Source organism: Mesorhizobium sp. M0408 (genome assembly GCF_040321495.1).
Classification (GTDB): Bacteria; Pseudomonadota; Alphaproteobacteria; order Rhizobiales; family Rhizobiaceae; genus Mesorhizobium.
The window spans coordinates 45,341-64,125 of record NZ_JAMYRO010000001.1 but is presented as its reverse complement, the minus strand read 5'-3'; the positions used below and the strand labels follow the sequence as shown (position 1 = coordinate 64,125).

The window sequence follows — 18,785 nt, the reverse complement described above, 5'->3', positions numbered from 1 at the left end:
AACAAAATATGCTTTGCCTCAGAATAATCACTTCAGTTCGGCGGTTGCGACAACCCTCAGTCGTCGGCATCCGGGTCGTCGGAGGCCGGCCGCCAGCTGATCGGCTCGATCTTCCTTTGCGTATGGCCGTCCGTATAGGCCCACCAGCCGGCGTCGCTTTCGTCCCAGTCGCCGCCGGCCGCCTTCAGCCGGTCGAGCGAACGGTATTGCGCGATGCTCTCGTTCATCACGCCGTCGCTATCCTGCCAGTAGACGGTGACCTTGGAACCGTCCTTCGGTGCCGTTTCGATTGATTTTCGCGCAGCCATTTCAGTTCCTCCCGGCCGACGGCGTTAAAGTGCCAGAGGGCCATCAGCTGTGGGCGAAGATGTCCTCTTCATCCCAGCCCATCAGGTCGAGTTTCGCACGCGTCGGCAGGAAGCGGAAGCAGGCATCGGCTTCCCTGGTCCGGTTGTCGCGCGCCAGCCGCGCGCTCAGCACGTCGCGCAGCCGGTGCAAATAGAGCACGTCGGAGGCGGCATATTCGAGCTGCTCGGGCGACAGCGTCTCGGCGGCCCAGTCCGATGATTGCTGCGCCTTCGATAGGCCGACGCCGAGAAGCTCGAAGCAGATGTCCTTGAGCCCGTGCCGGTCGGTGTAGGTGCGCGTCAGCCGCGACGCGATCTTGGTGCAGAACACCGGCTCCGGCATGACGCCGAAAGCGTTGTAGAGCACGGCGAGATCGAAGCGGCCGTAATGGAACAGCTTGGTGATGCTGCGGTTCTTCAGCAGGCTGACGAGGTTCGGCGCCTTCTTCTGGCCGGGCGCGATCTGGATGACGTCGGCCGAGCCATCGCCCGGCGAGATCTGCACGACGCAGAGCCGGTCGCGATGCGGGTTCAGCCCCAGCGTCTCGGTGTCGATGGCGACCGCCCCGACATCGTAATGCAGCAGGCCGGGCAGATCGTTTTTGTGGAAACGTATGTCGCTCATCGTCTTCTCCGGTCGCGGCCCCGTGCAGCGATGCGCGACAGACCGTGCCCGTCCTTGCCGCGATCCGGCGAAAAATCAACAAAAACTTGAGTCTGGCGCAATTTCAGCGTGTCAGCGCCTCGAGAATGCGCGCCCAGGAGCGCTGGCCCTTGTGGAAGGAACTCATCTCGTACTTCTCGTTCGGCGAGTGGATGCGGTCGTCGTCGAGACCGAAACCGACCAGCAGCGATTCCATGCCGAGATAGGTCTGGAAATCGCCGACCACCGGGATCGAGCCGCCGCTGCCGGTCACCACCGCCGGCTTCGGCCATTCGTCGGATAGCGCCTGCTTGGCCTTGGCGAGGAAGGGCGAGTCGTAGGAAAGCTGGATCGCCGGCGAGCCGCCATGCGGATGAAATTCGACCGAGCAGTCGGCCGGAACGCGCTCCCTGGCGAATGCCTGGAAGGCGGCGCGGATTTTTGCCGGATCCTGTTTGTGGACCAGGCGGAAGGAGACTTTTGCCGAGGCTTGCGCGGCGATCACCGTCTTGAAGCCCTTGCCGGTATAGCCGCCGATAATGCCGTTGAACTCGGCCGTCGGTCGCGCCCAGGTCAGCTCGAGCACCGAGCGGCCCTTTTCGCCGGACGGAATCGACAGGCCAATCGGGCCGAGGAAGGTCTCGGCCGTCTCGCCGAGCGACAGCCACGACTGCAATATCTGCGACGGCGTTTCCTCGACGCCGTCATAAAAACCTGGAATGGTGACGTGACCATCCGCATCGTGGATGTCGGCCAGGATCTTTGCCAGGATGCGGATCGGATTGGCGGCCGCACCGCCATAGAGCCCGGAATGCAGGTCGCGGTCGGCGGCAGTCACCGTGATCTCCTCGCCGACCAGCCCGCGCAGCGAGACGCAGATCGACGGCGTATCGCGGTCCCACATGCCGGTGTCGCAGACCAGCGCGAAATCGGCCCTGAGCTCATCCGCATTCGCCTCGAGAAACGGTTTCAGCGACGGCGATCCGGACTCCTCCTCGCCCTCGAACAGGATTGTGATTCGGCACGGCAATCCGCCATGCACCTGCTTCCACGCGCGGCAGGCCTCGACGAAGGTCATCAGCTGGCCCTTGTCGTCGGCCGCGCCGCGGCCGGTGATCACCTTGTGGCCGGGCTCGATCTCCTTAACCGCCGGCGCGAACGGGTCGCTTTCCCACAGCTCGATCGGATCGACCGGCTGGACGTCGTAATGGCCGTAAAACAGCAGATGCGGCGCGCCCGCCGGCCCATCGTGATGCGCGACCACCATCGGATGCCCCGGCGTGTCGCGCACGCTGGCGTCGAAGCCGATCAGCTTGAGCTCGGCGACCAGCCATTCGGCGGCCTTGCGGCAGTCGGCGGCGTAGTCCGGATCGGTGGAGATCGACTTGATGCCGAGCAGGCCGAACAGGCGTTCCAGGCTCTGGTCGAAGTTCTTGTCGAGGCGGTCGAGAACAGGGGAAACTGCGGACATCTGGCGGGCCTTTCGATTCTGGCGGCGAATCTAGAGCCCATACGGCGAAACGGAAAGCCCGCGACCGTTAGGCCACAAGGCAGGATCTTGTCGAAAGGCAAAAAAATGCCGCCGTGGTGGAGGGGGAACCACGGCGGCCTTACTCGAAACGATGCGGCAGCCCGGAGAGGGGGGATAGGCTGCCGCAAGTGTCCGGGATAGGCGGGGGACGGGCCTTGCTCCGGACTTCGGCGAAAACTGCCGATGGCGTTTATCTGTGTCTGCGAACGTGGCGATTCAAGGGCACAAAAATTACACTTTTGTAACATAGGCGTGAGCGAACAAAGCTCCGGCCACGCCGGCAGGGCCGGCCAAGCTCGCACGCCATTTGTAAGGGTGTTGCCGGAACCCTTGGCGGAAGCCGCCTTTGGCATGGACCGCGGCGCTGCGCCGCGCTATCCCTCGTGCCATGAAAAAAGGCGATCATCTCTTCCTTGTCGACGGCTCCGGTTACATCTTCCGTGCCTATCACGCGCTCCCGCCGCTGTCCCGCAAGTCCGACGGGCTGCCGACCAGTGCCGTGCTCGGCTTCTGCAACATGGTCTGGAAGCTGACGCAGGACGCCCGCAACACCGATGTCGGCATCGTGCCGACGCATTTCGCCGTGATTTTCGACTATTCGTCGAAGACCTTCCGCAACGACCTCTACCCCGAATACAAGGCCAACCGCTCGGCGCCGCCGGAAGATTTGATCCCGCAATTCGGCCTGATCCGCCAGGCGACCAGGGCCTTCAACCTGCCATGCCTTGAGACGGAAGGCTACGAGGCCGACGATTTGATCGCCACCTATTGCCGGCTTGCCTGCGAAGCCAGCGCCGACACCACCATCATCTCTTCCGACAAGGACTTGATGCAACTGGTCGGCCCAACGGTTGCCATGTACGACCCGATGAAGGACCGCCAGATCGGCGTTCCCGAGGTGATCGAGAAATGGGGCGTGCCGCCACAGAAAATGATCGACCTGCAGGCGCTGACCGGCGATTCGGTCGACAATGTGCCGGGCGTGCCCGGCATCGGGCCGAAGACGGCGGCGCAATTGCTCGAACAGTTCGGCGACCTCGACACGCTGCTCGTCCGCGCCGGCGAGATCAAGCAGGACAAGCGGCGCGAATCGATCATCGCCAATGCCGACAAGGCGCGCATCTCGCGTGACCTGGTGACGCTGAAGAACGACGTGCCGGTGACCGAGGGGCTCGACGAGTTCGTGTTGCACGCGCCGGACGGCCCAAGGCTGATCGGCTTTCTCAAGACCATGGAATTCTCGACGCTGACCCGCCGCGTGGCCGAAGCGACCGGAACCGACGCGGGCGACGTTCCAGCCACCCCCGTCACCATAGAGCGTGCCGATACCGCGCATGGCCCCGATATGGGTTTTGGCGCGCCCGCGGCCGCCGAGAGCGCACCGCCGTCGGACAAAGCGGCACTCGAAGCCCCGGCCGCAGCCAAGCAAGGCGACACCCCATCCCTGCTTTCGGCGCTTCGCCTGGAGGCTGCCACCGCCCGCAAGATCGACACCAGCGCCTACGCCTGCATCCGCGACGCCGCGACGCTGAAGGTCTGGATCGCCGAGGCGATGGAGAGAGGCATCGTCGCCTTCGACGTTAAGACCTCCTCGCCCGATCCGATGCGGGCCGAACTGATCGGCCTTGCCATGGCCGTCGCGCCCGGCCACGCCGCCTACGTGCCGCTTGCCCACAAAAACGGCAATGGCGACCTGCTCGGCGGCGGCGCGGTCGAAAACCAGATCCCGATCCGCGACGCGCTGGCGTTGCTCAAGCCGCTGCTCGAGGACAAATCCGTCCTCAAGATCGTGCACGACATGAAATACCGCCTTGTCGTCATGAGCCGTCACGGCATCGAGATCGGCCCCTATGACGACACCATGCTGATCTCCTACGTGCTTGAGGCCGGCACTCATGGTGGCCATGGCCTGGAGGCGCTGGCCGATAAATGGCTCGGCCACGCGACCATTCCGCTGAAGGAACTGGCCGGTTCGGGAAGAAGCTTCGTCGGCCTCGATCAGGCCGACCTCGGCAAGGCGACGGCTTACGGGGCCGAGCACGCCGACGTCGCGCTCAGGCTCTGGCAGGTGCTGAAGCCACGGCTTGCCGCCAAGGGCCTGGTCTCGGTCTATGAACGGCTGGAACGGCCGCTGGTGCCGGTCCTGGCACGGATGGAGCAGCGCGGCATCTCCGTCGACCGGCAGATCCTGTCGCGGCTCTCCGGCGAACTGGCACAGGGTGCCGCACGGCTCGAGGACGAGATCTACCAGCTGGTCGGCGAACGCATCAACATCGGCTCGCCAAAACAGCTCGGCGACATCCTGTTCGGCAGGATGGGTCTGCCCGGCGGTTCAAAAACCAAGACCGGCCAGTGGTCGACCTCGGCGCAGCTTCTCGAAGACCTCGCCGCCGAAGGCCACGAATTGCCGCGTAAGATCGTCGACTGGCGCCAGCTGACCAAGCTGAAATCGACCTATACCGATGCGCTGCCCGGCTTCATCCATCCCGACACCAAGCGCGTCCACACCTCCTACGCGCTTGCCGCGACGACGACCGGACGGCTGTCGTCCTCGGATCCCAATCTGCAGAACATTCCGGTACGCACCGTCGAGGGGCGAAAGATCAGGACGGCCTTCATTGCCGACAAGGGCAACAAGCTGGTTTCCGCCGACTACAGCCAGATCGAATTGCGCGTGCTGGCCCACGTCGCCGAAATCCCGCAGCTCAAGCAGGCCTTCGCCGACGGCGCCGACATCCACGCCATCACCGCGTCCGAAATGTTCAACGTGCCGGTCGAGGGCATGCCTTCGGAAGTGCGCCGCCGTGCCAAGGCGATCAATTTCGGCATCATCTACGGCATTTCGGCCTTTGGCCTCGCCAACCAGCTGTCGATCGCGCGCGAGGAAGCCGGCGACTACATCAAGAAATATTTCGAGCGCTTCCCCGGCATCCGCGACTATATCGATGCGACCAAGGCCTATGCCCGCGAGCACGGCTTCGTCGAGACCATTTTCGGCCGCCGCATCCACTATCCGGAAATCAGATCGTCAAATCCTTCGGTCCGTGCCTTCAACGAGCGCGCCTCGATCAACGCCCGCCTGCAGGGCACCGCGGCCGACATCATCCGCCGCGCCATGATCCGTATGGACGATGCCCTGGAAAAAGCCAGGCTTTCCGCCCGCATGCTGCTGCAGGTGCATGACGAGCTGGTCTTCGAGACCATCGAAGCCGAGGTCGAGGCGACGATCCCGGTCGTGTGCCACGTCATGGAGAACGCGGCCATGCCGGCGGTGTCGATGTCGGTGCCGCTGCACGTCGACGCCCGCGCCGCCAACAACTGGGAAGAGGCGCATTAGGGCGGGGACGGATATCGACTTCCTGTTGAGGAGCCCCAATATTCTGATGTGGCCTACCTTCATCAGCCTACGCGCCCGTTGAGCCATCTTTTCTCAAGGTTCACGAAAAGCAGCGGTGTGGTATACTGCCCCCATGATCACGAAGACACTCGAGAACCTGGTAAAGCACGCGGAAGCTTGGCCTCGCGAAGACCAGGAGGAGCTTGCCGACTATGCCCGCGTCATCGAGGCGCGCCGAACCGGAGTGTATGCCACGTCGGAATCAGAGCGCAGCGCCATCACAACGGGACTCGCAGAAGCCGACCACGGCACTTTCGTAGATGAGGATACGGTTCGCGCGGCAGACACCCGCCGCAGACTATGAAGGTCCGATTTACGCGGCAGGCCTTTGCCGAACGCGAGGCGATTTTCAACTACCTCGACGAGCGGGCGCCCCAGGGCGCCCTTTCAGTTGTTTCTCGGATCCAAGCTGGGATTTCGCGACTTGCCGAATTTCCAGAAAGTGGCCACGCGACCGATATTCCTGGCGTTCGCGTTCTCTTCATAGGTCGCTACCCCTACAAGGTTTTCTATCGTGCCCGTTCCGATGCAATCGAAATCCTGCACATCCGGCATACCTCAAAGAAGCCGGTTGGCTAGGCCGTAAACTAGGTGGAAAGCGGACTTGGGATTTGTGGAAAGCACTCATGGCGTATGTCATGCTAGAACCGCAGTCATCAAGAATGGTTCATGCATGAATTGGGAACAGATAGCATCGGATTTCGCTTGGGACGGCTCATGGCGAGACATCTACGTTCTGAACACGTCTGAGGCAGATTGGCAGGGCGTCTGGAACATCCTCCTCGAATGGACCCCGCCTGCTAGTTTCAGTGTCTCCGGCAAGATCGAGTCGATGCCATTGGGCGTCGAAGCGGCCCTGGAAAGCGAAACAGGCAGCTTATTGTCTTTTTACGTCGGGCCAATCCAGCTTGCATGTCACTTCTTCAGCGCTGTCGAAATTGAGTTCGACTTCGATCCAAGGCAAGTCAGCGGAAAAACCGAGGTTGAGAAGCTTGACCGCTTTATGCGATTGCTCGGTGACGCTACTGGGAAGCAGATAATTCTTACGCAGGAAAATGATCAAGAGGCTATCATCGCCCGCTACTCTCCCGATCTTGAGAGTGTGGTCTGGACGGCACTTTCATAGCCGAATGTCTGCAACGGGTCGTTTGTTGACTGGCGGCTTCCGCCTCATGGAGGCTATCGCCAAACCATAGGAACCATCGTGAGCCCACCAGCGAGGCGTGAATACTGCCCCGCCGCCTTCGAAGTGTTGCCTTCGGGCTTGCTAAGCCGCTTCAGCCAAACACTTCGCACATGTCCCACGAAACTCGATCACCGCCTTCTTGGCGGCGAAGCCGGTCGAACGCACCCATTCGTCGAGCCGGTGTCCGACATCGTGGTCGGAGAACTCGGTCACCTGGCCGCAGGTGTCGCAGATGGCAAACGCCGTCATCGAATGGCTGTGGTCGTGCGGCTCGGCACAGGCGACGAAGGAATTGAGGCTTTCGAGCCTGTGCACGAAGCCGGATTTCACCAGCGTGTCGAGCGCCCGGTAGACCTGCAGCGGCGCGCGAAAACCGCGCTCGCGCAGTTGGTCGAGCAACGTATAGGCGCTGAGCGGGCCGCTGGCGGCCTCGAGCTTCTCGAGAACGCAAAGCTGGTTCTTCGTCAGTACATCCCTTGCCGCCATGATCCTGTTCCAAGCCGCTCCGTGCCGATCGCTGCCATTTCGCAAGCAGTCGGACCTCTTCCACTGAGATAGCGACGAACTGCCATTTTTGCTACTGTTTCTATTCGCAGCCGGTGGTCGGCTGGCCGGCGGCGCCATATTCAAAATACTGACAAAATCCTCGGCCAGGCTGGCCGTGCTTGGAAATTCGATCGGGCTTGGGGAAGCAATCATGATCAAAGTGACGCGGCGGACGCTGCTTGCCGGCACGTCCGCGCTGGCCGCTGCCGGCCTGGTGCCGTTTCGGGCATTCGCAGCGGCGCGCACCTACCATGCGCTGCTTGTTGCCTGCACCGATTACCCGAACCTGCCGAAGAAAAACTGGCTGATCGGACCGAAAAACGATGCCGGCTTGGTGCGCGATTACCTCCTGGGGAACACGGCCGCGCCGGTAAAATTCCTGGCCGAAAACGTCACGCTGCTCGCCAAGGATGTCGAAGGCGCCAACGGACCGCCGACACATGCGGCGATCAAGGCGGCGTTGGCCGATCTTGCCGCCAAGGTCCAGCGCGACGATTTCGTCTACCTGCATTTGTCCGGTCACGGCGCGCAGCAGCCGGCAGCGAACAAGGGCGACGAGACGGACGGCCTCGACGAGATTTTCTTGCCGTCCGACATCGACAAATGGGTGAACCGCGAAAAGGGCGTGCCCAATGCGCTGGTCGACAACGAGATCGGCACCGCGCTCGACGCTATTCGCGACAAGGGCGCCTTTATCTGGGCCGTGTTCGACTGCTGCCATTCCGGCACTGCGACGCGCGCCGCCGAGGTCGACGACGAGTTGGAACGCAAGGTCGAGTTCGCCGATCTGGTCGGCGGCGACGACGCTGCCAGGGCGGCTGCGGTGAAAGCCTATGACGAGATTGCGTCGGCCGCGCCGCGCGGCTTTGACGAGGACGGGCAGCGCAAGCCGGCCTTCAAGCTGACGCCGACCGGCGCCGAGCCGACCACCAAGGGCAAATTGGTCGCCTTCTACGCGGCGCAGACGGTGGAGACGACGCCCGAGATGCCGCTGCCCAAGGGCACGGCCGATGCACCGCGTTTCGGGCTGTTCACCTTCACCATCCTGTCGAAACTGGCCGAGAACCCCAACATCACCTACCGCCAGCTCGGCCAGGCCGTGCTGCAGCAATATTCGGCGGACGGCCGCACCCGGCCGACGCCGCTGTTCGAAGGGGAACTCGACGCCCGCGTCTTCGGCACCGACAAGACCGACGCGGTCATGCAATGGCCGATCGTCATCGAGAACGACAAAGCCACGATCGGCGCCGGACTGCTGCATCGCCTCACCCCGGGCAGCAGGCTCGCAATATTGCCGTCGGCGCTGTCGCCGCTGTCCGAGGCGCTTGGCTATCTCCAGGTGCAGTCGGCGAAAAACCTGGAAAGCCGGGTCAAGCCGGTCGAGTTCGGCGGCAAGCCGGCGCTCAAGCTGGCCGACATCCCCGCCAATGCCTATGCGCGGCTGGCCGAGCTCGCCGTCGACTACAAGCTCGTGGTCGCGCGGCCGGCAGCGGCCAAAGGCCTCGAGAAAGAGGCCGCGCTGGCGAACTCGGTTCTCGACGAACTGGCGGCCAGGGAGAGCTCAGGGTTCCACATCGCGCTGGTCGAGCCGGGCAGGAGCGCAGATCTGCGTCTCGCAGTGCTGCGCGAGAACGCCATTGCCGGCGCCGCAGAAGATGCCACCGACGCGCCGGCGCTGTGGTTCCTGCCGGCTTCGGGCGACATGACGCTCAAGGGCGGCAGCAAGCCGCCGTTGATCGTCATTCATCCGGACGGCCGCGAAAAATTGATCGAGGCCGCCGCAGGGAATCTGACGAAAATCTTCCGCGCCATCGGACTGTCGAGGCTGGCCGCCGCTTCCGATTATCGGCCGGAAGAGGTCAGCGTCGAGTTCCGGATCAAGCGTTTTGACAGCGACACGCTGCAGCCGATCGAACCGTCGACGGTGCCGCGTGTTTCGCCCGACGATCAGGTCCACGTGCTGGCCAGGAACGGTTCGACCAACCTGGTCGACATCAACGTGCTCTATGTCGGCTCCGACTATTCCATCCAGCATTTTCTTGCCGAGCGCCTGACCGAAGGCGCCGTGCTCGAGGAAGGCCTGTTCAAATTCACCGACACCAGCTTCGGCATGGAGCGGATGATCGCCGTCTTGACCGAAGCACCGCCGCAGAGCGAGAAGCAGGATCTGAGTTTCCTGGCGCAAGAGGGGGTTGTCTCGGTAACGCGCGGACTGGGACAGCCAAGCTTCGCCGACATGCTGGCCGATATCGGCATGGCGCCGGCGACGCGGTCGGCCATGCGGCTGACCGACGACAAGGGGTCGAAGGGCGCCGTGATGATCTTCCCGATGGAGACGGTGCCGCGCGCCTGAGGCGGGGTCAGGTGCCCGGCCGGGCCTCTTGCCTAATCGGCTGATAATGAACATTCTTCGACCGCCGCTGTCGGCGGCCGAACGGAACGGATGAGGGCGTTCGTGAACAGGATCGTATTTTCTTGGCGCGCAACAACCGCCGGCCTTGTCGCCGGGCTGTTGCTGGCCGCGAATGCTTCGGCGGACGAGGCTTGCGGCCTCTGCGCCAAGGAGGTCGTCATCAATTCCGAACTGGCGAGTTGCTTTCTCGACCAGTACGACCAGATCACCAAAACCGGCAACGCCGCCGTTGTCGTCGATCTCAGCAGTTGCACCTCACGCGGCGTGGTCGAACCATTGCCGTCGCCGAGCAAGGCGCAGGTGGCGCCTGACGTGCAGTTCATCGTTTCGCGGGCGCAGCTGGATTGCCTGAAGAAGAAGCTGGAGGCGCCGGGCATCGTGCTCGACCCGTCCGCCACCATAGAACTGGACAGCTGCGGATGACGAAAGCGGGGGGCAACGCAACGCAGCAGGTAGTGACGGCGCCGGTACCGCAAAAGAAGCCGGTGTCGCTGCCGGAAACCGTCGAAGGCCTGCCGTGGGTGAGCAATCACGAGGTCAAGAAGGAGGCGAACCCGTTCACCGATCGCGACTGGCGCATGCTCGTCTATGCCTGGTCCGGATTGCTGGTGCGCCTGGCGATCATCTTCACCTTGATCTTTTCGGTCTACCAGTTCCTAGCGAACCAGGAGCAGAAGCGCGTCGAGCAGACGATGTCGCTGGTCGAGCTCTGGGAAAGCAAGGACTACCAGCAGGCGCAACGGGCCCTCAAGCAACGCCTGGCGGCGCTCAACGCCAAATACGGCAATCTGCTCAGTGCCAATCCGACGCCGACCGAGGAACAGGTGTTCAGGCAGCGCATCGGCATCGAAGCGATGAGCGCAACCGGCGGCGTCATGCCGCTTGCCGAGTTCAGCGACAATTTCGACCGCATCGTCTATTTCCTCAACCGCCTTTCCTTCTGCGTCGAAGGCAGGCTGTGCTCGCGTGAGGTCGCCGACTCCTATTTCCGCGACTATGCCGCTTCGTTCTGGAGCTATTTTGCCGGCTATATCGACAAGGAACGCAAGGCCGGTTCACCGACTTTCGCCCAGCCGATCGAGAACTATGTCCGCCAGGCGCCACCCTCGGCCCAGTCCAGATAATTCCCGAAAATGCGAAAGCCGGCGACGGAAATGCTCCGCCGCCGGCCGGTTTTCCGCGACGATCGCGGCGGAAACTCTGCAGGCCTATTTGTACAGGCTGTTGATCCACTGGACGTTGATGGCGTTCAGACGCACGGCTGTGTTGGCATCCGGGCTCTCGGCCACGTTCACGCCGGTGATGACGCGCTGCTTGGAGCCATTGTCGTAGGCATAGACCGAGCTGCCGCTCGATCCTGGATACGTGTCGCAGTCGTACTGGAAATACTCGGTGGCGATGTGTTCGGCGAGCACTTCGCAGGTCGCCTTCCACATCGTGCCCATCGGCTTGTCGCCGGGATAGCCGACGATGTTGGCGGTGAAATCGCCGAGATCCACATAATTGGCATAGCCCAGCCAGCCGAGGTTGGTGCCGACATCCTGCTTCAAGGTGACGATGCCGAGATCCCATGGCACGACCGAGCCGTAAAAGCCCTGGTAATTGTCGATGAAGCCCTGGATGATATAGGCGCTTTCATAGGTGAAGGCGCCGAACGGTGCGTCGTCGGCAGTCTTGCCGTTGAGAGCCGGCACGAACAGGATGTCGTCGAGCCAGGCCTTGTCCTCGTGGCTGTAGAGGCAGTGCGCCGCGGTGAGCACCGTGCGCGGGCCGATCAGTGTTGCCGAACAGCTGCCATAGCTGCCGCTTTTCGATTTGCCTTCGAGGTAGCCGATCGCGGTGAACGGGTAGGTTTTGGTATTCTTGATCTGCTCCCGGTCGTCCGTCCCGAACACCTGGCGGCCGGCCTCTTCGCCTCCGCTCAGCCCGGAATTCTCGGACTTCTGTCCCTCGGCGGGCGCGTTCATTTCCTTGATGACAAGGTCCTTCAGCGTCTCGTTCGGATCGATCTTGATGTCCTTGCCATCGGCGGAGCGGCCGACGATGCCATAGGATTTGACGGCCGTTGCTTCGTCGGTGAGCGGCGCGGCGCGGTTGGCCTCGTCCTCGGTCAGTTTCGGCGGGGCGATCGGTTTCGCCCGGCCGGGCTTGTAATCGCCCGATGTCACATCCCGCATGCTTTCGCCGTTGCCGGCATTGGCGGAACCTGGATCGGCTGCCAAGGCAGGAACCGCCCACATTGCGGTGGAAAGCAACGCGGACGCAATAATGCTATATGTCAGTTTTGTCATGGTGAGACTCTCCCAAAAGTCAGCAAGGACTGGATCAAGATACAGAAATATTGTCGAGATCGTGGTGGCGCAGAAAAATGAAATTGGTTACCGGTGCCTTTACCGGGCCATTATTCAGTGCAGCCAGTTTAGGTCCCCGCCAAAAATGCCTGCAACGGTATACTGCCTAAAATAATCCAACATTGGCAACGACAAATTGCTTCCACATAGCCCGTGGGGGGCTATAGGATTTTGGGCGGGTTTGGCTCGACAGCACGACTAGCAGAAATGGTGCTCGGCTTTGTGACGGATCATGCTTCGCCGTGGAGCATGATCTCACCGGCCGGTTCCATTTCAGTGGATCATGCGTCGGCGACTGACCTGTCGGGAACATCGTCTCAGGGGGTTCGAGGTGAAGATCATCCATAGGTTCAGACCGATTGCCGCCGCCGCACTGCTCGGCATCGCGGCGGCCTTGCCGGCCGTCAATTCCGTTCATGCCACGGACGCGGCCGCGCGGCCGGAGGCGGCGATCTCGCCGATGAAACGCGTGGCCGAGGCCAGGGCCAAGGCCAAGGCGGAGAACCCCGACGGCGCCGATCGCGTCTACGGCGGCAAAGAGGCCGAGAAGGGCGCTTACCCGTTCCAGGTGGCATTGTTGACCACCAACAGACTGGACAAAAGCCCGGCCTCGCAGGCGAATGCGCAGTTCTGCGGCGGCAGCCTGATCGCGCCGCAATGGGTGCTGACGGCGGCGCACTGCCTCAATGACGACGGCGAGCCGATTTCGCCTGATATGGTCACCGTGCTCACCGGCGCCACCGATCTCAGCGAGGGCAAGCGCTACAAGGCGGCGGAGATCATCGTCAACGAGGGCTATAGCGAGCAGACGCTGGACAACGATCTCGGCTTGATCCGGCTGGCCGAGCCGGCCGATGCTCCGACCATCAAAATTGCCCGTGAGCCGACACCGGACACCGGTAAGACGACGGTCACCGGTTGGGGCAAGATGCAGGACGGAGCGTTTCCCACCGCGCTGATGGTCGCCGACCTGGACCTCCAGCCGAACGCAACCTGCAACAGCGGCATCAAGGCGATTTATGCGCATGATTTGAAGGCAGCGCTCGGCGAGCTCGCCCGCCGCATGCGTTACTCGGAAAGGGGCATCGAGGCGGCCGCCAACGCGATTGCAGCTGACATGGCCGATCCGCTGACCGGCAACATGATCTGCGCCGGCACCGCAAGCGGCGAGCGCGACGCCTGCAACGGCGACAGCGGCGGACCGCTATTCATGACCGGCGCCGATGGCCCGGTGCAGGTCGGCGTCGTCAGCTGGGGCGAAGGTCCGGCCGACGGCAGCACCGCCTGCGGCCACAAGAACGCCTACGGCATCTACACGCGGCTGGCCAATTACACCGGCTGGATCGAAGAGAAGATGAAGACGGCAGCGCCGGCAGCGCCCAAAGCCCTCGGCACGGCGCAGAAGCCCGCCACGCCCTGACCGGTGTCATTTGCTGAATGACGGCGGGAGCAATCCCGCCGTTTCTGCCCGGAACCTTAGGTTGGGACTAGAACCAGCGATCGCGGCGCTGGTCTGTGGCGGCCAAGGCGAGGCCCAGTAGCGCCCCTACGGCCGCTCCGAGTATGAAGGCGGACGATATTGTGCCGGGATTCTCCTGGACAACCCCGGACACTGTCTGCGCCCTGTTGCGCAGGGCTTGTGCCGTCCGCGAGGCGCGCTCAGCAGCGTTGCCATACCAATCGCCGGCGTCCTCAATCGCCTCTTCCGCGCGTTCGGCCAAGGTTCGGTTGATCTTGTTGATCTCGCGCCTCAGCTGCGCGACCTGCTTCTCCAGGGCTTCCTGAGCTTCACGTTGAGTCATCTTCGGTGCTGCGGATTCGTTCGGTTCGTCGGCCATTGTAATCTCCTTTGCTCAGGCTCGGCTCAACGGCCGGCCCACTGTGCAGGTTCCTCCGCAAAACGCGTATGTCCGGTGTTTGTTCGGTGAGAAACCGGCTTTTGTCCGGCATGTCTGCGAATTCGGCATCAACATCGGATCGTTCCGGCGCTCCCCGCGTTGGTGAAAACGCCACAAGGGAGGAACCGCCATGGACGACGATCGGCATGAAAAAATTCGGCAGCGAGCCTATGAAATCTGGGTGCGCGAGGGCCGCCCGCACGGCGCACATGAGCGTCATTGGCAGCAGGCGAAACATGAGCTTGACCTCGACGACGCGACAACGGTGCCGGCAGATGATGGCGCGGCCGAGCACGGTCCCACTGGAACGATCGCCAGTTCCGACGTTCTGACGGTCGAGGCACTGGCGATGCGCACCGGGATAACCGGTGATCAGGCGCAAGAGCTGATCGACAGGCTTGGCAACGACAGAGCGACGCTCGAGGAAGCCGCGCGGAACCTCAAGGCAGCCGAAGGTTAGAGCGTGTTTGAGAAGGGGATTCCCAGCGCTGCTTATCAAGCACGCTTTTAGCGGCGCTCGACACCCTTTGCCGCCAGGATGTCATCAACGGCTGCCGACATCAGAAATTCCGACAGCTGCTTGGCAGCTTCTGCGTCCGTTGAATCGGCGCTGATGCCAATGGCGAAGTCAACGTAACTCTGGAGTTCTTCCGGAAACCGACCGACAAGCATGACCTCGGGAGCGGCCGCGAGAATCGAAGTCACGGGAACGACCCCCAACTCGGCTTCCCCACGTCCCACGGCCGGCGCTGTCTGCCCTCCTGGTATGGCCACCAGCTTGGGCTTCACCTCATCCGCTATCCCCAAACGTTCCAGCAAACCGGAGAAGTAGCCACCGCTGGTTCCTTCACTGGCGTAGGCGATCGATCTGGCGCTCTTCAACGCCTGTTCGAATGCTTCCACGGACCCGATGTCGAGCGGTCGACTGCCAGCCTTGGCCGCCACCCCCATTGCTATCCGGCCGAACGCTACCTGGCTCCCCGCCTTGACCTTTCCCAAGGCGGCCAGATCCTGAACCAGGTTCGGATTGGTGATGACGAGGTCAAAAGCTTCCCCAGCCTCAATCTGCTTCTTTACTGTCGGATTGAGCTCCCACTTGACCGCAACTGTGAATCCCGTGGCCGCTTCGAACCGAGGTATGAGCGCAACGACGGCGGGGCGGACCGCAATGGCGCCAAAAAGCCGGATTTCCTGATTCATGGCCTAACCCCGAATCGATCGTAACGACCTTCCTTGGAATGCGTATCTAAGCCTTCATTCGGCGACCAGATGCCGAAGTCGCCTACTTCCTTGACGGACCCTTGCGCTCGGCCGATGCCGCCCAGAGATTGATGTCCGACTCGCGGGCAAAGCTGTCGATCTCGGCGAGCTCTGCATCGCTGAAGTCGAGCGCCTCAAGCGCGCCGACGCAATCCTCGACCTGTTCCGGCCGGCTGGCGCCGATCAGCGCCGACGTCACCCTGCCCCTGCGCAGCACCCAGGCCAGCGCCATCTGCGCCAGCGTCTGGCCGCGGCGACGGGCGATGGCGTTCAGCGCCTCGATATTGGCGACGGACTTGTCGTTGATGAATGCCGGGCGCAGCGACTTGCCCTGGCTGGCGCGGCTGCCATCGGGGATGCCGCCGAGATATTTGTCGGTCAGCATGCCCTGCGCCAGCGGCGAGAACACGATGCAACCGACGCCAAGCCCCTCCAGCGTATCGAGCAGGCCGTCATCCTCGACCCAGCGGTTGAGCATCGAATAGCTCGGCTGATGGATCACGCAAGGCGTGCCGAGCTGCTTCAATATATCGGCGGCCTCGCGGGTGCGCTGCGAATTATAGGAGGAAATGCCGGCATAGAGCGCCTTGCCCGAGCGCACCGCGTGATCGAGCGCGCCCATCGTTTCCTCCAGCGGGGTGTCGGGGTCGAAGCGGTGCGAATAGAAGATGTCGACATAGTCGAGCCCCATCCGCTTCAGGCTCTGGTCGAGGCTGGCCAGCACATATTTGCGGCCGCCCCATTCGCCATAAGGCCCTGCCCACATTTCGTAGCCGGCCTTGGTCGAGATGATCAGCTCGTCGCGATAGCCGGCAAAGTCCTTCCGCAGGATCTCGCCGAACGCCCGCTCCGCCGAGCCGGGCTGCGGGCCGTAATTGTTGGCGAGGTCGAAATGCGTGATGCCGAGGTCGAAGGCCTTGCGCGTAATCGCCTGCTTGGTTCTATGCGGCGTGTCGTCGCCGAAATTGTGCCACAGCCCAAGCGAGATCGCCGGCAGCTTCAAGCCGGAGCGCCCGCAGCGATTGTAGATCATCTTTTTGTAGCGGTTCTCGGCGGGGACATAGGGCATGGGAAATCCTCATATCTCATATCGAAACGCGCCCGACGGCTGCCGACGCGATGACGGGCAAGTCGGCTCCAGCCTCACCCTTAGCCTCTCCCCGCGCAAACGGGGAGAGGCTGTTGCGGTCCTTGGGAGGTGCGCCGCCTACTTCGTTTTCTTCTTCGCCAGCAGCTCCTTCGCCGCCTTGACGCCGAGTGCCGCGGGCCGCTCGCAGCTGGTCTGCATGGCAACGAACTTTCCGGTCTCGCCCGAGCGCAACAGGCCGGTCATGACGTCGACGGCATGCAGCGCCAGTTCCATCGAGCAGCGGTGCGGCCTGCCTTCGGTAATCGCTATCGCCATATCGGCAAGGCCGGCGGTGCGGTAGTTGGCCATCATGCCTTGCGAATGCATCTCGTTGGGCACGCCGAACGGATGCGGCCATTTCGGCAGCTTCTTGACCGGCTTGGCGGCCTCGGTGAAACGCACGTCGCCGCCGAAGAAGTTCGGATCCGGCACGAACACCGTGCCGGCCTCGCCATAGAGTTCCATCGGCGCGTGGCCGTGGCTCCAGACATCCCAGCTGGTGTTGAGCGTCACCACGGCGCCGTTCTCGAACTCCAGCACGCCGTGGATCGTCGTCGGCGTGGAGACCGGGATCTTTTCGCCGGCGCGCGGCTTCGAGCTGATGATGCGTTCCGTCATCGGGATCGAAGCGAAGGCCGCGACCCGCTTCACCGGCCCGATCAGCTGGATCAGGTTGGTGATGTAATAGGGTCCGATATCGAGCACCGGCCCGGCGCCCGGCTGAAAGAAGAAGTCCGGATTGGGGTGCCAATGCTCCATGCCATGGCTCATCACATGACATGTGCCGCTGGTGACCTTGCCGAGCCTGCCGGTGTCGATGAGGTCGCGGACAAGCTGGTGCGCGCCGCCGAGGAAGGTGTCGGGGGCCGAACCGATGCGCAGCCCCTTGCTTTCCGCCCGTTTTTTCAGGTCGAGCCCTTCCTTGACCGACAGCACGAAGGGCTTCTCCGAATAGACGTGCTTGCCGGCATCGAGGATCTGCTTCGACACCTCGTAATGCACCGCCGGAATGGTCAGGTTGACGATGATGTCGATATCGTCGGCCTTGAGCAGCCCCTCGACGGTCTCGGCGCGCAGCTTGAACTCTTTTGCCCGCGCTTTCGCCGCTTCCATGTTGATGTCGGCGCAGGCGCGCATCTCGATGCCGCGAAACAGCGGCGCCAGCGAGAAATACGCCTTCGAGATGTTGCCGCAGCCGATGACGCCGATGCCAAGTTTTGTTGCCATGCTGGTGTGCTCCTAATAGGTCTTGGCGGCTGCGATCGAGCGGCGGGCGAAGCGCTCGATATCGTTGGGATTGTCCTGTTCCATGACGTAGTATTTTGCGGCGCTTTTGGCGTGTAGCGCCTTGATCAGGCCGGGCCAGTCGATGGTGCCGTGGCCGACGTCGGACCAGCCGTCCTCGTCGAGGCCCTCGCCCGGCTTGGCCAAGTCCTTGACATGGACGGCGACGATGCGCTTGCCGTGCTTCTCGATCCAGGGCAGCGGATCGACGCCGCCGCGCACCACCCAGGCGACGTCCATCTCCCAGCCGATGTCGGGCGCGGAGGACAGGATATGGTCCTGCGGCACCGAGCCGTCGGCAAGCGCCTTGAACTCGAAATCATGGTTGTGCCAGGCAAAGCCATAGCCGGCTTTCCTGGCCGTCTCGCCGACCTTGGCCAGGCGTTCGCCGAAGCCGCGCCAGCCGGCTGTGTCGGCCGGCCTGAACTCGGCGTTCAGGAACGGGCAGATGAGCAGCGTGATGCCGAGCGCGTCGGCCGTCCTGCGCACGCCGTCGAAATCCTTCTCGAGCGCGTCGATCGAGAAATGCCCGGTCGGCATGGCGAGCCCGTTCTTGTCGAGCTCGGCACGGAACGCCTTGGGACCGTCATAGACGCCGCCGAACCCTTCGACTTGGCTGTAACCAAGCTCCCCCAGCATCTTGAGCACGCCCTCCCAGGGCTGGAAATTGCGGGCGCTGTAAAGTTGGAATGACCAGTTCATCGTCTCTGTCCGTTTTCTTGTGGATGGTTAGTTTTGGGGGGATGAGTCTTGGGGGAGTGGAAGAGTCTTGGGAGTGGAAGAGTCTTGGGAGGCTAAAT

At 62.7% G+C, this 18,785-nt stretch carries 18 protein-coding genes; 8 read left to right on the top strand and 10 right to left on the bottom strand.

Annotated elements, in window-relative coordinates; all coding sequences use genetic code 11:
• Positions 1-56: 56 nt before the first annotated feature.
• The 3 genes from NKI67_RS00310 to NKI67_RS00300 all read right to left on the bottom strand — a co-directional run bounded on the left by NKI67_RS00310 (position 57) and on the right by NKI67_RS00300 (position 2,461).
• Positions 57-308 carry a hypothetical protein gene (locus tag NKI67_RS00310; protein WP_352577443.1) on the bottom strand — a complete coding sequence of 84 codons (252 nt, stop codon included), beginning with the start codon at positions 306-308 and terminating at the stop codon, positions 57-59.
• A gap of 43 nt (positions 309-351) precedes the next feature.
• Positions 352-972, bottom strand: a complete 621-nt coding sequence (locus NKI67_RS00305; protein WP_023675237.1) for a ribonuclease D — start codon at positions 970-972, stop codon at positions 352-354.
• A 103-nt stretch (positions 973-1,075) separates the two neighbouring features.
• Complete coding sequence (locus NKI67_RS00300) at positions 1,076-2,461, bottom strand: M20/M25/M40 family metallo-hydrolase (RefSeq protein ID WP_352644091.1); 1,386 nt, start codon at positions 2,459-2,461, stop codon at positions 1,076-1,078.
• A gap of 448 nt (positions 2,462-2,909) precedes the next feature.
• On the opposite strand from NKI67_RS00300, the gene polA reads away from it, so the two are divergent.
• From polA to NKI67_RS00285, 3 genes are all read left to right on the top strand, one after another.
• The gene (gene polA / locus NKI67_RS00295) at positions 2,910-5,858 is read left to right on the top strand and encodes a DNA polymerase I (protein WP_352577456.1); all 2,949 of its coding nucleotides are present in this window, start codon (positions 2,910-2,912) and stop codon (positions 5,856-5,858) included.
• A gap of 360 nt (positions 5,859-6,218) precedes the next feature.
• Positions 6,219-6,497, top strand: a complete 279-nt coding sequence (locus tag NKI67_RS00290) for a type II toxin-antitoxin system RelE/ParE family toxin (protein WP_352577441.1) — start codon at positions 6,219-6,221, stop codon at positions 6,495-6,497.
• A gap of 94 nt (positions 6,498-6,591) precedes the next feature.
• Positions 6,592-7,044 (top strand): hypothetical protein, encoded by a 453-nt coding sequence (locus NKI67_RS00285; protein WP_352644090.1) that lies wholly within the window; start codon positions 6,592-6,594, stop codon positions 7,042-7,044.
• A gap of 141 nt (positions 7,045-7,185) precedes the next feature.
• On the opposite strand, the gene NKI67_RS00280 is transcribed toward NKI67_RS00285, so the two are convergent.
• Entirely contained in the window at positions 7,186-7,590 is a 405-nt protein-coding gene (locus tag NKI67_RS00280; protein ID WP_023675234.1) for a Fur family transcriptional regulator, read from the bottom strand.
• A gap of 211 nt (positions 7,591-7,801) precedes the next feature.
• Here NKI67_RS00280 and NKI67_RS00275 point away from each other — a divergent pair, with 211 nt between their 5' ends.
• The 3 genes from NKI67_RS00275 to NKI67_RS00265 all read left to right on the top strand — a co-directional run bounded on the left by NKI67_RS00275 (position 7,802) and on the right by NKI67_RS00265 (position 11,187).
• The gene (locus NKI67_RS00275) at positions 7,802-10,003 is read left to right on the top strand and encodes a caspase family protein (RefSeq protein WP_352644089.1); all 2,202 of its coding nucleotides are present in this window, start codon (positions 7,802-7,804) and stop codon (positions 10,001-10,003) included.
• Between the two features lie 102 nt (positions 10,004-10,105).
• The gene (locus tag NKI67_RS00270) at positions 10,106-10,486 is read left to right on the top strand and encodes a hypothetical protein (RefSeq protein ID WP_352644088.1); all 381 of its coding nucleotides are present in this window, start codon (positions 10,106-10,108) and stop codon (positions 10,484-10,486) included.
• Positions 10,483-11,187: a DUF4760 domain-containing protein gene (locus NKI67_RS00265; RefSeq protein WP_352644087.1), complete on the top strand. Its 705-nt coding sequence runs from the start codon at positions 10,483-10,485 to the stop codon at positions 11,185-11,187. The genes NKI67_RS00270 and NKI67_RS00265 overlap by 4 nt, the downstream gene beginning before the upstream one ends.
• 84 nt (positions 11,188-11,271) lie before the next feature.
• Here NKI67_RS00265 and NKI67_RS00260 read toward each other — a convergent pair whose 3' ends face one another.
• Positions 11,272-12,354 carry a trypsin-like serine peptidase gene (locus NKI67_RS00260; RefSeq protein ID WP_352568254.1) on the bottom strand — a complete coding sequence of 361 codons (1,083 nt, stop codon included), beginning with the start codon at positions 12,352-12,354 and terminating at the stop codon, positions 11,272-11,274.
• 391 nt (positions 12,355-12,745) lie between these two features.
• Here NKI67_RS00260 and NKI67_RS00255 point away from each other — a divergent pair, with 391 nt between their 5' ends.
• Entirely contained in the window at positions 12,746-13,834 is a 1,089-nt protein-coding gene (locus tag NKI67_RS00255; protein WP_352568255.1) for a S1 family serine peptidase, read from the top strand.
• Positions 13,835-13,901: 67 nt separating this feature from the next.
• Here NKI67_RS00255 and NKI67_RS00250 read toward each other — a convergent pair whose 3' ends face one another.
• A complete protein-coding gene (locus NKI67_RS00250) occupies positions 13,902-14,252 on the bottom strand; it encodes a hypothetical protein (protein WP_023675228.1) in 351 nt (116 codons plus the stop codon).
• A gap of 190 nt (positions 14,253-14,442) precedes the next feature.
• Here NKI67_RS00250 and NKI67_RS00245 point away from each other — a divergent pair, with 190 nt between their 5' ends.
• Positions 14,443-14,772, top strand: a complete 330-nt coding sequence (locus NKI67_RS00245) for a DUF2934 domain-containing protein (protein WP_352577436.1) — start codon at positions 14,443-14,445, stop codon at positions 14,770-14,772.
• A 47-nt stretch (positions 14,773-14,819) separates the two neighbouring features.
• Here the strand turns inward: NKI67_RS00245 and NKI67_RS00240 are convergent, their stop codons facing one another.
• From NKI67_RS00240 to NKI67_RS00225, 4 genes are all read right to left on the bottom strand, one after another.
• On the bottom strand, positions 14,820-15,512 hold the full coding sequence (locus NKI67_RS00240) for a molybdate ABC transporter substrate-binding protein (RefSeq protein WP_352568257.1): 693 nt from the start codon (positions 15,510-15,512) through the stop codon (positions 14,820-14,822).
• Between the two features lie 82 nt (positions 15,513-15,594).
• Positions 15,595-16,641 carry an L-glyceraldehyde 3-phosphate reductase gene (mgrA, locus tag NKI67_RS00235; protein WP_352644086.1) on the bottom strand — a complete coding sequence of 349 codons (1,047 nt, stop codon included), beginning with the start codon at positions 16,639-16,641 and terminating at the stop codon, positions 15,595-15,597.
• Positions 16,642-16,779: 138 nt separating this feature from the next.
• Positions 16,780-17,928 (bottom strand): Gfo/Idh/MocA family protein, encoded by a 1,149-nt coding sequence (locus tag NKI67_RS00230; RefSeq protein WP_352633787.1) that lies wholly within the window; start codon positions 17,926-17,928, stop codon positions 16,780-16,782.
• 12 nt (positions 17,929-17,940) lie between these two features.
• Positions 17,941-18,687, bottom strand: a complete 747-nt coding sequence (locus NKI67_RS00225; protein WP_352644085.1) for a sugar phosphate isomerase/epimerase family protein — start codon at positions 18,685-18,687, stop codon at positions 17,941-17,943.
• Between the last annotated feature and the right edge of the window lie 98 nt (positions 18,688-18,785).

Coding starts and splice junctions, on each gene's coding strand:
- NKI67_RS00280 (WP_023675234.1), bottom strand. CDS start 7,590: ATGGCGGCAAGGGATGTACTGACGAAGAACCAGCTTTGCGTTCTCGAG.
- mgrA (WP_352644086.1), bottom strand. CDS start 16,641: ATGCCCTATGTCCCCGCCGAGAACCGCTACAAAAAGATGATCTACAAT.
- NKI67_RS00260 (WP_352568254.1), bottom strand. CDS start 12,354: ATGACAAAACTGACATATAGCATTATTGCGTCCGCGTTGCTTTCCACC.
- polA (WP_352577456.1), top strand. CDS start 2,910: ATGAAAAAAGGCGATCATCTCTTCCTTGTCGACGGCTCCGGTTACATC.
- NKI67_RS00230 (WP_352633787.1), bottom strand. CDS start 17,928: ATGGCAACAAAACTTGGCATCGGCGTCATCGGCTGCGGCAACATCTCG.
- NKI67_RS00240 (WP_352568257.1), bottom strand. CDS start 15,512: ATGAATCAGGAAATCCGGCTTTTTGGCGCCATTGCGGTCCGCCCCGCC.
- NKI67_RS00290 (WP_352577441.1), top strand. CDS start 6,219: ATGAAGGTCCGATTTACGCGGCAGGCCTTTGCCGAACGCGAGGCGATT.
- NKI67_RS00285 (WP_352644090.1), top strand. CDS start 6,592: ATGAATTGGGAACAGATAGCATCGGATTTCGCTTGGGACGGCTCATGG.
- NKI67_RS00310 (WP_352577443.1), bottom strand. CDS start 308: ATGGCTGCGCGAAAATCAATCGAAACGGCACCGAAGGACGGTTCCAAG.
- NKI67_RS00275 (WP_352644089.1), top strand. CDS start 7,802: ATGATCAAAGTGACGCGGCGGACGCTGCTTGCCGGCACGTCCGCGCTG.
- NKI67_RS00225 (WP_352644085.1), bottom strand. CDS start 18,687: ATGAACTGGTCATTCCAACTTTACAGCGCCCGCAATTTCCAGCCCTGG.
- NKI67_RS00300 (WP_352644091.1), bottom strand. CDS start 2,461: ATGTCCGCAGTTTCCCCTGTTCTCGACCGCCTCGACAAGAACTTCGAC.
- NKI67_RS00250 (WP_023675228.1), bottom strand. CDS start 14,252: ATGGCCGACGAACCGAACGAATCCGCAGCACCGAAGATGACTCAACGT.
- NKI67_RS00305 (WP_023675237.1), bottom strand. CDS start 972: ATGAGCGACATACGTTTCCACAAAAACGATCTGCCCGGCCTGCTGCAT.
- NKI67_RS00265 (WP_352644087.1), top strand. CDS start 10,483: ATGACGAAAGCGGGGGGCAACGCAACGCAGCAGGTAGTGACGGCGCCG.
- NKI67_RS00245 (WP_352577436.1), top strand. CDS start 14,443: ATGGACGACGATCGGCATGAAAAAATTCGGCAGCGAGCCTATGAAATC.